The sequence below is a fragment of the Bradyrhizobium sp. AZCC 1678 genome, from assembly GCF_036924765.1.
In the GTDB taxonomy this organism is placed as follows: Bacteria; Pseudomonadota; Alphaproteobacteria; order Rhizobiales; family Xanthobacteraceae; genus Bradyrhizobium; species Bradyrhizobium algeriense.
Genome location: NZ_JAZHSE010000001.1, coordinates 3,286,646 through 3,301,851, shown reverse-complemented (window position 1 = coordinate 3,301,851; position 15,206 = coordinate 3,286,646). Strand labels below are relative to the sequence as shown.

Genomic DNA, 15,206 nt, shown 5'->3' with positions numbered 1-15,206 from the left:
ACATCCCTCTATTCGCGACCGGGTTCTGTGAACCCGGTCACGCAACGTCCGTCGGGCTTTTAACGCCTCGCCAGGATCAGATCGGCGGCGCGGTCGCCCGACCGTATCGATCCTTCGATGGTTGCCGGCAATCCCGTATCAGTCCAGTCGCCGGCGAGAAACAGGTTTTTGAATGATGTCACCGCCCCCGGCCGCAGCGCGTTCTGCTCCGGTGTGGCCTCGAAAGTCGCGCGACGCTCGCGCACGATCTGCCAGGGCGGCAACGGCAGGTCGCCCTGCAGCCCCGCAGCCTTGCAGACATCCCGCCAGATCGCCAGCGCGAGTTCTTCGCGCGGCATGTCGACGAGGCGGTCGCCATTGCTGATGGTGACCGACAGCCGTTGCGGAAATGCGAACAGCCATTCCACGAGGCCACCGACCACGCCGAGGATGGGCACGGCATCGCGGGGCGGATCGAAGCGAAAATGCGCATTGACGATGGCGCGGAATTTCGACGGCGTCTTCAGGCCCGGCAACAGCGCCGCCGCCGGGCGCGGCGGCACCGCGAGCACCACGACGTCGTCGGGGCCGATCGCAATCGCGTCGCTGCCGAATTTCAACTCGCCAACGGCGTTGCCTGTCATCGCGAATTCGCGCAGCTCATGACCAAACTGGATCGAGGCGCCCTTGTCCTGCAACAGCCTGATCGCCGGCTCGACCAGCACCGCGCTCAAGCCGTCGCGTGCGATCAGCGGCCGGCAGGCCTGCCCGCCCGCCAGCAGCGTTTCCCGCACGATCGCACCGGCCAGCCCCGCCGAACCCTCGGGCGGATCGACGTTGAGCGCGGCCAACAGCAGCGGCTGCACCAGCCGCTGGTACAGCGTGCCTTTGCAGGGGATCGTGTCGCCGACCAACTTTCCAGTGCCTGCCCAGATCAACGGCGCCAATGCGAGATAATCGAACAGCTTGGTATCGGGGACGCGGCGCGCCTCGTCGAACACCCATAGCGGCAATTTGTCGTCGCCGAGGTCGAGCTGCCAGCGCTGGCCGGTCATGATGTCGACAAAGGGAAACTGCGCAAGCTTCGGCCCGACCAGCCCCGCCTCGGTGCCGATCGATCTGGCGTAGGCCAGCGCATGGCGGTTGCCGGACAACAGCAAATGATTGCCGTTGTCGATGGTGAGATTGGTGGCCGCGTCGAAATAGGACCGGCAGCGGCCGCCGGCCTGCTGCGTGGCCTCGTGGACATGCACCCGGTAATTGGCGTTAGCGAGCCGTACAGCGGCCGAGAGGCCGGAAACGCCGGCGCCGATGATATGAGCGTTTTTCTGCATCAGATGATCGCGTAACGGAGAAGGATGGCGATCTTCGCCCATTTGTGGACACGGACCGGCTCACGCGGCGCGGCAAAGCCGCGGGCCAGCAACAGGTCCAGGATCGCGCGGTAATATTTCGACATGATCCGCGGCGCGCGCACCACGCGGCGCGAATTGCGTTTCATGATCTCGTCGGCCTTCTCGAAATGCTTTTTCGCGCGCTCGGCCAGCGGCAGGCATACTTTCGGCAGCGCGCGATCGACGATCACCCGATTGGGGTCGTCGGTGGTGATGCCGGCAAGCAGCAGGCTTTCGCGTGGCAGATACAGCCGGCCGAGCCCCGCGTCCTCGTCGATGTCGCGCAGGATGTTGGTCAATTGCAGCGCGCGGCCGAGATGATGGGCGAGCTGGATTCCGTCATCCTCGGGCAGGCCGAACACCCGCACCGACAGACGCCCGACGGCGCTGGCAACGCGATCGCAATAGAGATCGAGCGTGGCAAGATCCGGCGCACGAATGTCCTGTGGCACGTCCATCTCCATGCCGTCGACCACAGCGAGAAAATCCTCGCGCTTGAGGCCGAAGGTTTTCACCGAGGCGGCGTAATCTTGCAGGCGCGGCGGCGGATGACTGTGATATAGCGCATCGATGTCCTCGCGCCATTGCTGCAGCGCTGCCAGCCGCTCGGGCCGCGGCCCATCGGAATCGGCGATGTCGTCGACCTGCCGACAGAAGCTGTAGATCTGGAACATCGCCTCGCGCTGGTCGCGCGGCAGGATGCGCATCGCGGCATAGAACGAACTGCCCGACGCAGTGGTGCCGTAATCTGCGTTGGCCGCCGCCGTCTGCAACGTCATGCGCCGGCCACCGGTTTTGTCTGGGGGCGACGCCCCGCAGCGCGCCTGATCATTTCGCTCGTGATGGCGCCGATGCCCTGCACGAGCAATTCGGGCTTGCTCAAATGCACGCGCTCGCTAAGCGGGTCGCGCACCTTCAGCATGCCGACGATCCTGTCGGCAAAGGCCTGGATCACGGCAATTTCGAGCCCGAGCCGGAAATCCTTTACCTCGGCGCTGAGCGACCTGCTTTCATTGAGCAGGGCTTCGGTCCGCACCGCGAGCGCATGGAGGCATTGCAGCAGCGCCGGCTGCGACTTCGCCTCGCCCAGCATCTCAACGGTGGCGCCGCTTGCGGCCAGCGCATCGCGCGGCAGGTAGACGCGGTTGAGGTTTTTGTAGTCCTTGGCGCAGTCCTGCAGATGGTTATTGATCTGCAACCCCGCGCACAGCGCGTCCGACGCGGCCCAGGTCGAGGTGCTCTCGCCATGAACGTCGAGCATGAAGCGCCCTACCGGCATCGCGGAATAGCGGCAATAGTGAATGACGTCGTCCCAGTTCTCGTAGCGCAACTTGGTGACGTCCATCCGGAACGCGACCAGCACGTCGAGCGCGTGGCGCGGCGCCATCGCACGCTCTGCAAAAGCGCGGCGCAGGCTGACCGCCTCCGGTTGCGTGTCGCCCTTGCCCAGCAACTCGGCTTCGAGCAGGTCGAGATAGCGCAGCTTGTCGTCGGCGCCGAGCGTCGCGTGATCGGCGATGTCGTCGGCCGTCCTGACGAAATTGTAGAATGCGAGGATCAGCGCCCGGTGACGCGGATGAATGATCCACGACGCGACAGGAAAATTCTCGTCGCGGTGGGTCTTTCCGGATCTCAGGTCGCTCGCGCTGGTCATTAAGAAACTGGCTACATCAATCGGAATTGGCGGCATGCGCCGATGCTCGGCGCATGCCGGGAGATCGCGAGCCCCATATAGGGGAATACGTCGCCAAAACCAATGCTATATGGGCTGATTAACCCCGCCCGTGACGCGCGTCATAGAGCCGAAAATGCCGTTTCCGCGAGGGTTAACGGACGCAGCGCGTTTTTATTGGCCGTTGTTCTTGAGAACCTGGTTGCAGGCCGCGCTGATCTTGGAGCGATTTTCCTTGAGGCACGCCAGGACGGTGAAATCGCCCTGATCGATGACCGGACGGCAGAACTTCTGCACGTCACGGGTGCAGGCCTTCTGCTCTTCCGCCGTTCCGCTGCGCTGTTGCTGCGCGAATGCCGCATGCGATGAGACCGAGATCGACAACAAGGTGAGGGCCAAGAGAGATTTACGCATCGTATTCCTTCATTTCGGCAGCAAGAAACCCTGTTCCCCGATTTGCGCTTTCGGCATCGCCGGAACGGATTTGTTTGGATGGCAGTGCCGCGTAACGCAGCAACGAGCAGATGACAAGCATGGTAAATGCGGACAAATTTACGGCGACCTTGACGGCGACCTAAGCACCTTTAATAACCAACTGATATCTAAAGTGTATTTCCGCCACACTTTCCCGGCAATTGGTTGTTGCAGACAATGCGGTGCAAAGCTAGATGCTGCGCTGACGAAGTCGGTGTGAATGTTTCGATTCCACTCGGCCGATTGCGCACTTTTTCGTGCCGAAAGCGCCGGAAACAACGCTCCGTCATTTGAACCTAAGATACTGCGGGAACACTAAATCTTCGATGCGGCGAGACGTATCTTTGCAAAGAACGTCTATTTGATGGGAAAACTACGATGAAACTGTTTGGTTCCAGCTTGTTCGGTCAGGCTCTCGCAGCTGCTGGCGTCGGCGCCGCGCTCATGTTGTCGGTCACCGCAAGCCATGCCCAGGCGGGAGGCCCGTTTGCCGGTTTTGACGGAAACTGGAGCGGCACGGGCACGGTCGCGCTCTCCAACGGCACCACCGAGAACATCCGCTGCAAGGCCGACTACAAGGTCAACGCCAGCGGGCTTGGCCTGAAGCAGAATCTGCACTGCGCCAGCGACAGCTACAAGTTCGACCTGTCGAGCGACGTCACCAGCCAGGGTGAGCGCATCTCGGGCAATTGGAGCGAGAAGAGCCGCAATATCTTCGGCAATCTGCAGGGCACCGCAGGCGGCGGCCAGATCGAAGTATTCGTCGAGGCCTCCGGATTTGCAGCGAACCTGAATTTGCGGACCACCGGCAACAAGCAGAGCGTGCAGATCGACTCCAAGGGCGAGATCCGCGGCGTCAAGATCACGATGACAAGGACCTGACGCGGCCCTTTGAAACAGTGTGAATGGCAGTGTCGCAGCGCTGCCTTTTCATTTTGATCAGCCGAATTTCCAGCTCCAGTGCGCATCGCCGCGGTCGCGGCGTTCCGTCACTTCGACGCGTATGAAGCGGTCATGCGCAAGCGCTGCTCCCACCCATAATTCGTTCCAGGCATCGAACACTTGAGGCGACAGCGCTTCACGTTCCGCCATCAGGCGCCACGACGTCTGGCGCACGCTGGCGCCCAAGCCTTCCACCTGGAATTCCGCGTCGTCGTCCTGCCCGCGGGCAAGCCGGGCAAAGGCCTTGGCGAAACCCGCCGCGCCGGAATCCACGCCGCCCAACAGCCGAGCTACCTCGTCGAAGGTGTGCATCCCGACGAGCCGCGCCGCGGCGCCGGCGAGGTGGCCGCCCTCTTCCGGGCCAAGCACCCGGATCGTCTCCGGCACGATCGACGTAACGTACTCCATCGCATAATTGCGAAGCACCTTCTGCAGCCGGTCCTCCGGCCATGTGTTTCCGGGCAGGCGCGGCGCGAGATCGGCCCGGAACGGCGGACAGCGCTCGCCGGGCGAAAACTGCAGCCGCTCCTCGGGCGCGAGATCGCGGTCCCACTCCTTGTAGTAACCCTCCAGCCCCGGCTGGCCGTCGACGGTCTGCCCCGTGCAGACGAAGCCGAGCCTGGGATTGCCGAGCACGACGCCGTTATTGGCGTGCCATCCGCGCAGCATCGCCCGCGAGACTTCGGAAGGGATGCCGCAGATCGCGGTGCCGGACCAGATCCAGCGCGGCGGCGGATAGCGCACCCAGGCCTTGGTGTCGCTCTCGTAGACATACTCGACCTTCACGCCGCCGACCTGGTTCGACAGATAATGATATTGGGCGCACGCCACCGCATGTGGAAGCTGGTCGAGGCCGAGCTTCTTCAATCCGGGAAGGAAGCGCGCCAGTTGCTGCCGGCGAAAGGTTCGAAACACCACCTCGGCCGCGCGCGGTGCACCCGCCCGCGAGGCCAGCATCAGGATCAGCCCGGTGAGATAGGAATGATAGATGTGTTCGACCGCGCGGTAGGCGGCGGCATCGGCCGCAAGGCGCGCGGCTAATCCTGCAGACGTCATTCCTCAGCCTCTCTGCGACAGCCGTTAGTTAGCCGGCAGCCTTTTGTCGTTCACCAGCGGCTGTTGTTCGGCAAGCCGCTATTCCGTGGGCTTGGCGTGACTGACGCCGCGAATCTTTTCCGACAAATTGATCAGGAACATCGAGGTCGGCCGCAGGATGAAGAGATCCGCGACCAGGGCTGCGATCATCGAGAACGCGCTGAGCCAGCCGAACAGCCGCAGCGACGGCAGGTCGGAAAACACCGTGACGACGAGGCCGCAGGCCAGCACCACCGTGGTCAGGATCAGCGCCGGGCCGACCAGCACGGTGGCGCGCTCGACCGCCAGCCCCGAGCCAACGCCGGGCTTGCTCTCCAGCCGCAGCCGGTTGAGGAAGTGGATGGTGGCGCTCAAGCCGAGGCCGAACGACACCGTCAGCGCGACCACGCTGGCGAATTGCAGCCCCTCGCCCAATATCCACAGCACCGTGCCCGATGCCACGACCGGGAAGATGCCGGGCAGGATGCAGGAGAACATCACCACGACCGAGCGGAACGCCAGGCCAATGAAGATCGCAACCAGCAGGAACTCGATCGTCAGGCCGTGATTGAGTTTCGAGATCATGTTGGCACTGTTGCGCGCTGCAATCGCCGACAGGCCGGTGACCGCGATTTCGAAGCCGGGATGCTCGGCGCGCACCTTGTCGAGCGACTTGTCGAGCTTGTCGATCACGGGAAGGATTTCGCTGGAATCGAGGTCGGGAACGCGCCCCGAAACCACCACCGCATCCTGATCGGCCGAGATGAAGCGACGGACCAGATGTTCCGGGATAACGCTGACATATTCCTTTAGCGTCGCGACGTCGCTGCTGCCGGCCTTTTCAGCGAGCCAGCGGCGCAGGGTTTCGAGCGACCAGACGTTGCCGACGCCGGCCGATTTCTCGACCATCGCGTGAACTTCGGCGATCGTCTTCAACGTATCCGGCGCATAGAGCGAGGCGCCCTTGGGGAATTCGATCAGCACGTCGATCGGATTGGCGCCGGTGAGCTTGGCGTCAAGACGGCTCGAAGCCGCCACCGCCTGCCGCTTGTCCGGCACCTGATCGGCGAGGCGATAGCGCGGCTCCAGCGTGGCGTAGATGAAGCCGAGGCCGGCGACGAGCAGCAACGCGAGCAGGCTGAACAGCCCGGGACGGCCGACCATGCGCACCGCGATCCAGTAGCAGAAATTGCGCAGCGCCTGCACGCCGGCATCCGCGCTCTGGAATTTTACCGCGAAAATCTTCTCGTTGCGGACGAACAATATGCCGAACACCGGCACCAGCGAAAGCACCGCGATCAGCGCGATGATGGTGGCGGCCAATCCGGCCTCGCCGAATTTTCGGATCAGTTCGGAATCGGAGAATTGCAGGGCGATGAACGAGATGCCGGCGGTACCGTGGGTCAGCACGCAAGCCGGGCCCACCACCAGCACGGCGTTGGTGAAGGCGGTCAGTTTGTCCTGGCCCGCAATCAGGCGGTCGCGCGCTGCGAAGGTGAGCTGCATCGAGTCGGAAAAACTGATCACCATGATGAGCGGCGTCATCACGTTCAGGAACATGTTGAGATTGAAACCGGCCCAGCCGAGGCCACCGAGCGCGAGCAGGATCGCGATGATCGGCGGAAAGGCCGCAACCACCATGAACGATATCTTGCGGAAGAAGATGATCGCGATGATACAGCCGGCCAGAATGCCGAGGATGTTGTAGGTCAGCCCGTCGCGCTTGACCGCGTTGCGGATCTCCAGCTGCATCACGGGAACGCCGGAGAGCTGGGCGTTAAGACCGCTGCCCGACAGATCGTCGGCCATGATCTTGCGCATTTCGCCGACCACCTTGCCGAGATCGTTTGAGGAAACGACCTTCGGTTCGAGCGACAGCACGATCAGGGCCAGCGTGCCGTCCTCCGACAACAGCTTGCCGCGAATGATCTCGTTGGTTTTGACGGTCTCGACGAACTTGTCGTAGGCGGCGCCTTGCGGCAATTCGGGCGGGAACAGCGCGGCCGGCAGCTTGCCGGGCTCCGGCGCCTGGCGCGCCGAGAACAGCGACACCAGACCGCGCACGCCCTCGACCAGTTGCAGGTCGGTGACCATGTCGCGGATCTTTTCGAGGTTCTCGCGGGCCAAGAGCGTCTTGCCCTCGACCACGACCAGCACGTCGAATTCGGTCGCCGGGAAGCGCTTGGTCACGGCCTCGTATTGCTTGTAGTCCTTGGAATCGGAGCGGAACAGCTGGCTCAGCGAGTCGTCGATCTTGATCCGCTCGATGCCGAACAGCGCAGCCACCATCAGCGCGGCGAGAATGATCATGGACAGGATCGGCGCCTTGACCGCGATCAGGCCCATGCGCTCGAGCCCGAAGGCGATGCTCTTGCCCGGCGGCGGCTCCTCGATAGCTTCGACGTGGACGTGACTTTCGGAGTTCTTGTCGAGCATACCCTGTCCAGTTCTCACGTCGGCTTGTTTGTGCAGCTTGGTTTTATGCAGCTTGGTGGCGCGAATGCGGCTTTGCCAGCCCCCATCCGATCGGCGCTAGCCATTGAAATCACGCGGTAAATTAACCGGCGCCGTTTTACAGGGCCGGACCCCATCCGGCAAGCGCGCGCGGCGGGCGAAATCGACACGAAGGTGACGAAAATGCGCGTTAAGTCTCTGATTTGCCACACCCGCCGGCACGCCCTTGGGGGCGTTCCGGCAGTTAACGCCAATGCCAGTCGCGACGGCGCGGCGCGACCAGCTTCGGTCAATTTTTCGGGAAGCGGCGCATGCGAGGAAATCGCCCGGCAAGTGACGCGGCGCTTGCCGGAACGACGTAGCGGCCGCACGTCGGTCCGTTTCGGGCTCAATCGATCGGCCTGGCGGAGATGAGCGCGTTTCCGCTTTCGTCCTTCAGCGCCACGCCGGTGACCTGCCGCGCGATCCCCTCACGCACCAGCCAGGCGATCTTGAACGCGGCCTCGTCGTAGCTCAGGCCTGCACCATGGATATTGGACACGCAATTGCGCTTCTCATCGGTGAGGCCGATGCGCGGCGCAAAGGTCAGATAGGCGCCGAGGCTGTCGGGCGCCGACAGGCCGGGCCGCTCGCCGATCAGCATCACCACCATCCGCGCGCCGAGCACGGCGCCGATCTCGTCGCCCAGCGCCACCCGCGCGCCCGATGCAACCACGACATGGCCCAACGAGATTCCCGCCTCCGTCAGGCGCGGCGCCAGATGGCAAACCAGTTCGACCGCGTGGGCATTGACGGCCGCCGGCGACAGCCCGTCGCCGATCACGATCACAATCTCGCTCGCGCTGCCGCTTTGCTTTTCCAGCGCGCGCCGCGAATCCGCATCCAGCATGCGTCCGAGATCGGGACGGCGCAGATAGTCGCGCCGGTTCTGCGCCTGGCTGGAAACCTCGCCGACCTGCAGGCCCAGACCGGCCAATCCGGCAACCAGATGCGGCGCATCGAAAGCTATGTGAACGGCATCGCGCGCCCGCGCGTGGTCGAGCGTGAAGGCAAGCAGGGCATCGGTCGGCAGGCTCGCGCCGGAGCGGCCGAGCCCGACACGCGCCGGCGTCAGCTCCCGCAAGGCGTCGAGCGAGCGAGACGGCGGCGCCGGCGTTTTCATGGGCTTTACTCAGCAGGGACCGAGGCTTCGCGCAGCCGGATCGAGTAATTCGACGCGTTCTGCTGGCCACTGGTGGCAGCGCGCGCAAATTCGATCAGGTGATGCGCAATCGTCGCCGAGCCAATCAGGCCCTCGATATCGCCGCAACGGAGTCGTCCCAGCGCGAACTTCCAGAACACTTTTCTGTAGTCGCCGAGCACGCCGATCTGCCAGAAGATATTGCGCAGCATGATCAGCGCGCGCCTGATGTTGCGCCAGGTCTTCATTTCAGGCGCGACCGGCACCTTGATCCGCTGTGCATAAGTGTAGTCGCATTGATACTGGTAGCGCGCGTACAGCTTCTCGGGCTGGTAGGCGATTTCCATGCATCGCTTCCAGGAATTGATGACCTGATCGTAGGGCATCAGAAATTCGACATTGGAATCGCGGCCGTCGTCGTCAACCAGCCGCCCCTCGCGCTCCAGCCGATCCCACAGCGGCGTCTTCGGCAGCGCCTGCAGCAGGTTGATCGTCAGCAGGGGAATCCGCGATTCGTCGACGAAGTTGAGCAGCGCATCGGCGGTGCCGGGCTTATCGGTATCAAGCCCCATGATGATACCGGAAACGACTTCCATGCCGTAGGAATTGATGGTGTGGATGCCTTCCTGGATCGGGACCATCATGTTGTGGTCCTTGTGCATCGCGTGCAACGCGTCGGGATCGGGTGTCTCGATGCCGCAGAACACGGTGACGAACATCGCTTCGCGCATCTTCTCCAGGATCTCGGGCCGCTTGGCGATATTCAGCGTCGCCTCACAGGCGAGCCGCACGACATAGCCTGTCCTCTTCTGCCATTCGATCAGATGCGGCAGCAGATCCAGCGTGGCCTTGCGGTTGCCGATGAAGTTGTCGTCGACGAAATAAACCGTGTCGGTCATGCCGCATTCGCGCAGCCTGTCCAGTTCGGCAATGATCTGCTGAGGCGTTTTCAGGCGCGGGTTGCGGCCGTAAAGGCCGGGGATGTCGCAGAATTCGCACTGATAGGGGCAACCGCTCGAATACTGGATGCTGCCGAGCAGATATTTCTTCACTTCCGCCAGCTCGTAGGCCGGAATCGGAAACTCGGTCATCGCCAGGCGGTCTTTGGTCGTCAACACTACCTGCTGTTCGGGGCGCGACGGGTCGCGCGCCAGCCGGGCAATGAGTTCATTGGTGGCGTCGCCGAGTTCGCCAACATGGAGATAGTCGAACGAGGGATAGTAATCCGGGCACGCGCTCACCGACGGTCCGCCGATCGCCACCGCGAGGTCGAAGGTATGCGCGCGTCGGCAGATGTCGTTCATCTGCTGGCGCTGGATGTGCATGCCGCTGACGAACACCGCCTCGGCCCATTCGAAGTCTTCTTTGGTGGCGGGGCGAATGTTCTCGTCGATGAAGCGGACCGGCCAGTTCTCCGGGAGATAGGCCGCGATCAGCAACAGGCCCTGCGGCGGCATGAACGCCTGGACGCCATCGGTCAGGGAATAGGCGTATTCGAATGTACCAAAAGAGGAGGTATAGCGCGGGAAGACGCACAGGATACGCCGTACCGTTCCGATGCCTTCAGCTCTCATCAAATTTCCTCAAGGCTGACATGAATTTAAGCACGACATTGAAAGTTGGGCCAGAAATTCTTCAACATTGTGACAGTTAATTCTAACTCATTGTGGGTCCTAACTCGCTGTGGGTTCAATTGGTTGCATGAAAATCCGCAAGCAGCGGGCTGCGGCCGGCGCTCAGGCGATCAGCCGCGCTGCAAATTCTGGCAGACCCGCGTCGCCCGCAAGCCGGAAATCGCCGTCCGCGAGGCCTGAGCGAACCAGCCAATCGTCGAACTCCGGCGCCCGCTTCAATCCGAAGAGGTCGCGGATATACAGCGCGTCGTGGAACGAGGTCGACTGGTAGTTCAGCATGACGTCGTCGGCGCCCGGCACACCCATGATGAAGGTGACGCCGGCGGCGGCCAGCAGCGTCAAGAGATTGTCCATGTCGTCCTGGTCGGCTTCGGCATGGTTGGTGTAGCAGACGTCGACGCCAAGCGGCAGGCCGAGCAGCTTGCCGCAGAAATGATCCTCGAGGCCGGCGCGGATGATTTCCTTGCCGTCATACAGATATTCCGGACCGATGAAGCCGACCACGCTGTTGACGAGCAGCGGATCGAACGCGCGCGCCACCGCATAGGCCCGCGCTTCGCAGGTCTGCTGATCGACGTTGTGATGGGCGTTGGCCGACAGCGCCGAGCCCTGCCCGGTCTCGAAATACATCACATTGTCGCCCACCGTGCCGCGGCGGAGCGACAGCCCGGCCTCACGCGCCTCGCGCAACAGCGCGAGATCGACGCCGAAGCTGCGGTTGGCAGCCTCCGTTCCCGCGATCGACTGGAACACCAGATCGACCGGGGCGCCCTGCCCGATCAATCCGAGCGTCGTGGTCACGTGCGTGAGCACGCAGGCCTGCGTCGGAATCTGCAGCCGCATGATGATGCCGTCGAGCAGCCGCAGCAGTTCGCCGATCACGGCCGGATCGTCGCTGGCCGGATTGATGCCGATGCAGGCATCGCCCGATCCCAAGAGGATGCCGTCGAGGATCGAAGCGGTAATGCCCTTGGCGTCGTCGAAGGGATGGTTGGGCTGCAGCCGCACGCTCATCCGACCCTTCAGGCCGATGGTGTTGCGGAACGCCGACGTCACGGCGCATTTCTTCGCGACCAGGATCAGATCCTGGTTGCGCATCAGCTTCGAGACGCCCGCGGCCATTTCCGGCGTGATCCCGCGCGAGACCTTCGCCAGCGTTTCGCTGGTTGCGGCATCGGACAACAGCCAGTCGCGGAAGCCGCCGACTGTCAGCGCGGAAATGGGCGCAAAAGCCTGCGCCGCATGGCTATCGAGGATCAGCCGGGTGACCTCGTCGTCCTCGTAGGGGATCACCGCCTCGTTGAGGAATTGCTTGAGCGGCAGGTTGGCGAGCGCCATCCGCGCCGCGATCATTTGTTCCGCGCTTTCGGCCGCGACGCCGGCAAGACGATCGCCGGACCGCGGCGGCGTCGCCTTGGCGAGCAGCTCGCGCAAATCGCCGAAGACATAGGAGGTGGCACCGATGATCTGGCGATAGACCATGCTGACTTTCCTTCAGCCCCTACCCGCGCTCCATTGCGGAGCTACCTTATGCCGGGCGGATAGCCAACGCTACAGCCGAGATTATCGAGGTAACCCCGACTTCAATTGGGCTAGTTCAGCGTAGCGTAATAGCGGGCGAAGAAACTTATCTCATAGATGGCCGCGCCGAACGCAAACAGCATATGGAATCTCAAATTGCGCGTTGTCGCGGCTACGCCGCATACCAGTATGAATGCGGCGTTCGCCAGGAGATACTCCAGTCCCAGCGATCGCAGGTGGTCTTCGCCCTTTATCAAACTGTCGACCACATCGAGCGCTTCAGTAAGGGCCGCAAACCCAAAGAACCAGCGGCGACGCGAGAGAAAGTAGTCTTGATAACCTGCATATTCCTCCAGATCCTGGGGGAAAAGCAGGACGCTCAGGAAGTAGTACATCGATGCGTACACGCAAACGAAGAAATAAAGGCCAAACGTCCAGTGCGGGATCAGGCTCAGCCGAAATTCCCACCACCAGAATGTGACCACGTTCACGAGCGCCCAGGCGACCCAACCCAGATGAACGGGCCAGATCCGGTAGCGACTGGGATGCGCGACCAATGCCGCGATGCCGCTGACCAACCGGGTGACGCTGAGCCCGAGGATGATGCCGATCAGCACTCGCACGTGAAGATAGAGATCGACGTTGGCCGGCAAGGCAGCACTTTGAGCCATTAAGTCCCCGTTCTCAGGCATCATCGAAGCATCGTGGCGCCTTCAACAGGCGTCCCCGCGACGATTCCGGCGATGGCCTTTAGGATTGCGCGCTTGCCGCCCGGGCAAGGCGAAATCGACACGTTCCGTCCTCGTGCTCGCTGTCTAGCTTGATTCGATCACAATTGTTTCGCCAACGCTGGCCGCCCTTCGGAAGAAGGTTCCCGCCGCCTCCCGCGTCGGCCGCTAGAGTGGCGACCTCCAATTGCACTGAGATACTAGAACCCGTTGCAGTCGTGTGGGCTTCCGAATTTTCCCGATAATGCAGCTTGCCCGAGCGCCTTAATCATTTGAAATTACTTGGTTATTTTATTTGGTTGCAGTTGCGAGATTTTCGCGCGTTAAGACAATCTCCATCAAAATTCAGCACAATTGCGTATGTCGACGGCATGCGCTGGAAACCATTCCAGCCTGCCGGCACGGCTGAATTGTCAAATCCATATTCGTTTTGGTGACGCCATGGCATCCCGGTTTTCGCTCGCAGCCAAGTTGTATTCGATCTTCGCGCTGTTCGCGTTGCTCGTCGCCGCCATCACCGCCTTGTCCGACTACAACACGCGCCAGAATGCCCAACTTACCGAAGCGGTCTCGACCGCCAGCCGTGCCGCGCTCAACGTCGAGCGCATCAATTCGCTGGTCTATGCCGTCGTGATGGAATCGCGCGGCGTCTACATGTCGACTGATCCGGCGGTGGTGAAAAAATACGGCGACGGCTTGCTCAAGTTCAACGAACGCATTCTTGAGGTCGTCAAGAATTGGGAGACGCTGGTCCAGGCTGATGACGCCCAGCAGTTCGCCGCCTTCAGGAAGCGCATCGAACAGTTTGTCGACTTCCGCAAGGAGCTGGTTCGCCGCGGTGTCGAGATCAATGCGGCGGCAGGCCGCGAATGGGGTGACAACGACGCCAACCGCCAAGTGCGCACGGCGCTGAACAAGGATCTGGAAGCCCTGTCCAAGGTCTATGCCGAACGCAGCAAGAGACTGGCGCAACAGACCGATACCAACCACACGATGGCCTTTGTGCTGACCTGCCTCGGCGTCATGGCGCTGGTGGTGGTCGTCATCGGCGTGCTGATCATAGCCCGTTCGATCGCGCGGCCGCTTTCGGTCATCACCGCAACCATCAAGCAGGTCGCCGACGGCGCCGAGGGCGTCGAGGTGCCGCATACCGGCCGCGCCGACGAGATCGGCGCGCTGGCCCGGGCGATCAAGATCTTCCAGGAAGCGATGGACGGTAACCGCAACCTCAATTCGCAGGTGCTGGACGATTCGAAAGCACGCGACGAGCGCACCCGTCACATCGAAGCCTCGGTCGACGCCTTCCGCGAAGCGATCAGTGGCGTGCTGCGCGCGGTCACTGACAATGCGGCCTCGATGCGCGGCACCGCCCAGACCATCGCCAGCGTCTCGTCGGACGCCAACGGACGCGCCGTGGCGGCTTCCGGCACGACCGAGCAGGCTTCCAGCAACGTTTCCGCCGTCGCCAGCGCGGCGGAGGAGCTCTCGGCTTCGGTCGAGGAAATCGGCCGCCAAGTGCGCCAATCGGCTAGCGCCGTCGAACAGGCGGGCCAGCGCACCGAGAAATCGGTCTCCGAGATCGAGGGGCTCGCGGCTGCGACCCAGCGCATCGACGGCGTGCTCACCCTGATCCAGGCGATCGCCGAGCAAACCAATCTCCTGGCGCTCAACGCGACGATCGAGGCCGCGCGCGCCGGCGACGCCGGCCGCGGTTTTGCGGTCGTCGCCCACGAGGTCAAGGCACTCGCCGAGCAGACCGCCAAGGCGACCGCGGAGATCAGCCAGAACGTCAGCCTGATCCAGGCGTCGACCAAGAATTCGGTCGAAGCGGTCCGCGAAATTGGCAACGCCGTGCGCGAGATCAACGATGTGACATCGATCATCGCCAGCGCCATCGAGCAGCAGGACGCGGCGACCCGCGAAATATCGCAGAACGCGCAGCTCGCGGCGCAGGGTAACGGTACGCTTGTCGTCAATATCGGTTCGCTGAGCGATGCCATCGGCACGACCAGCACGGCGGCGGCCTCCGTCCTCACCGCATCCAGCGAACTGACGGCCACCGCCGAGACGCTCTCCCGCGAAGTCGAGAAGTTCTTCCGCAATCTGCGCGCGGACTCGTCCGAGCAGGTGCGCAAGACCGGGACCTGATCGAAC

At 62.6% G+C, this 15,206-nt stretch carries 12 protein-coding genes; 2 read left to right on the top strand and 10 right to left on the bottom strand.

Annotated elements, in window-relative coordinates; all coding sequences use genetic code 11:
* Window positions 1-59: 59 nt before the first annotated feature.
* The 4 genes from hpnE to V1294_RS15590 form a co-directional block, all read right to left on the bottom strand.
* Window positions 60-1,313, bottom strand: a complete 1,254-nt coding sequence (gene hpnE / locus V1294_RS15605) for a hydroxysqualene dehydroxylase HpnE (RefSeq protein ID WP_334498385.1) — start codon at window positions 1,311-1,313, stop codon at window positions 60-62.
* Window positions 1,313-2,152: a presqualene diphosphate synthase HpnD gene (hpnD, locus tag V1294_RS15600; RefSeq protein WP_108513147.1), complete on the bottom strand. Its 840-nt coding sequence runs from the start codon at window positions 2,150-2,152 to the stop codon at window positions 1,313-1,315. The genes hpnE and hpnD overlap by 1 nt, the downstream gene beginning before the upstream one ends.
* Window positions 2,149-3,027 (bottom strand): squalene synthase HpnC, encoded by an 879-nt coding sequence (hpnC, locus tag V1294_RS15595; RefSeq protein ID WP_334498382.1) that lies wholly within the window; start codon window positions 3,025-3,027, stop codon window positions 2,149-2,151. Before hpnC ends, hpnD begins: the two co-directional genes overlap by 4 nt.
* 192 nt (window positions 3,028-3,219) lie before the next feature.
* Window positions 3,220-3,459, bottom strand: coding sequence for a cysteine rich repeat-containing protein (locus tag V1294_RS15590; RefSeq protein WP_334482339.1), 240 nt, complete (start codon window positions 3,457-3,459; stop codon window positions 3,220-3,222).
* A gap of 438 nt (window positions 3,460-3,897) precedes the next feature.
* On the opposite strand from V1294_RS15590, the gene V1294_RS15585 reads away from it, so the two are divergent.
* Window positions 3,898-4,401 (top strand): hypothetical protein, encoded by a 504-nt coding sequence (locus tag V1294_RS15585; RefSeq protein WP_334498380.1) that lies wholly within the window; start codon window positions 3,898-3,900, stop codon window positions 4,399-4,401.
* A gap of 57 nt (window positions 4,402-4,458) precedes the next feature.
* Here V1294_RS15585 and V1294_RS15580 read toward each other — a convergent pair whose 3' ends face one another.
* The 6 genes from V1294_RS15580 to V1294_RS15555 all read right to left on the bottom strand — a co-directional run bounded on the left by V1294_RS15580 (window position 4,459) and on the right by V1294_RS15555 (window position 13,019).
* Window positions 4,459-5,517 carry a hypothetical protein gene (locus V1294_RS15580; RefSeq protein ID WP_334498378.1) on the bottom strand — a complete coding sequence of 353 codons (1,059 nt, stop codon included), beginning with the start codon at window positions 5,515-5,517 and terminating at the stop codon, window positions 4,459-4,461.
* 78 nt (window positions 5,518-5,595) lie between these two features.
* The gene (locus tag V1294_RS15575; RefSeq protein ID WP_334482343.1) at window positions 5,596-7,971 is read right to left on the bottom strand and encodes an efflux RND transporter permease subunit; all 2,376 of its coding nucleotides are present in this window, start codon (window positions 7,969-7,971) and stop codon (window positions 5,596-5,598) included.
* Window positions 7,972-8,377: 406 nt separating this feature from the next.
* Complete coding sequence (gene eutC, locus V1294_RS15570) at window positions 8,378-9,151, bottom strand: ethanolamine ammonia-lyase subunit EutC (protein WP_334498376.1); 774 nt, start codon at window positions 9,149-9,151, stop codon at window positions 8,378-8,380.
* Window positions 9,152-9,156: 5 nt separating this feature from the next.
* Window positions 9,157-10,743 carry a B12-binding domain-containing radical SAM protein gene (locus V1294_RS15565; protein WP_334498374.1) on the bottom strand — a complete coding sequence of 529 codons (1,587 nt, stop codon included), beginning with the start codon at window positions 10,741-10,743 and terminating at the stop codon, window positions 9,157-9,159.
* Window positions 10,744-10,905: 162 nt separating this feature from the next.
* Entirely contained in the window at window positions 10,906-12,285 is a 1,380-nt protein-coding gene (locus tag V1294_RS15560) for an ethanolamine ammonia-lyase subunit EutB (RefSeq protein WP_334498372.1), read from the bottom strand.
* A 110-nt stretch (window positions 12,286-12,395) separates the two neighbouring features.
* Window positions 12,396-13,019, bottom strand: a complete 624-nt coding sequence (locus V1294_RS15555; RefSeq protein WP_334498370.1) for a hypothetical protein — start codon at window positions 13,017-13,019, stop codon at window positions 12,396-12,398.
* A 474-nt stretch (window positions 13,020-13,493) separates the two neighbouring features.
* Between V1294_RS15555 and V1294_RS15550 the strand changes: the two genes are divergently transcribed.
* Window positions 13,494-15,200, top strand: a complete 1,707-nt coding sequence (locus V1294_RS15550) for a methyl-accepting chemotaxis protein (protein WP_334498368.1) — start codon at window positions 13,494-13,496, stop codon at window positions 15,198-15,200.
* Window positions 15,201-15,206: the final 6 nt, after the last annotated feature.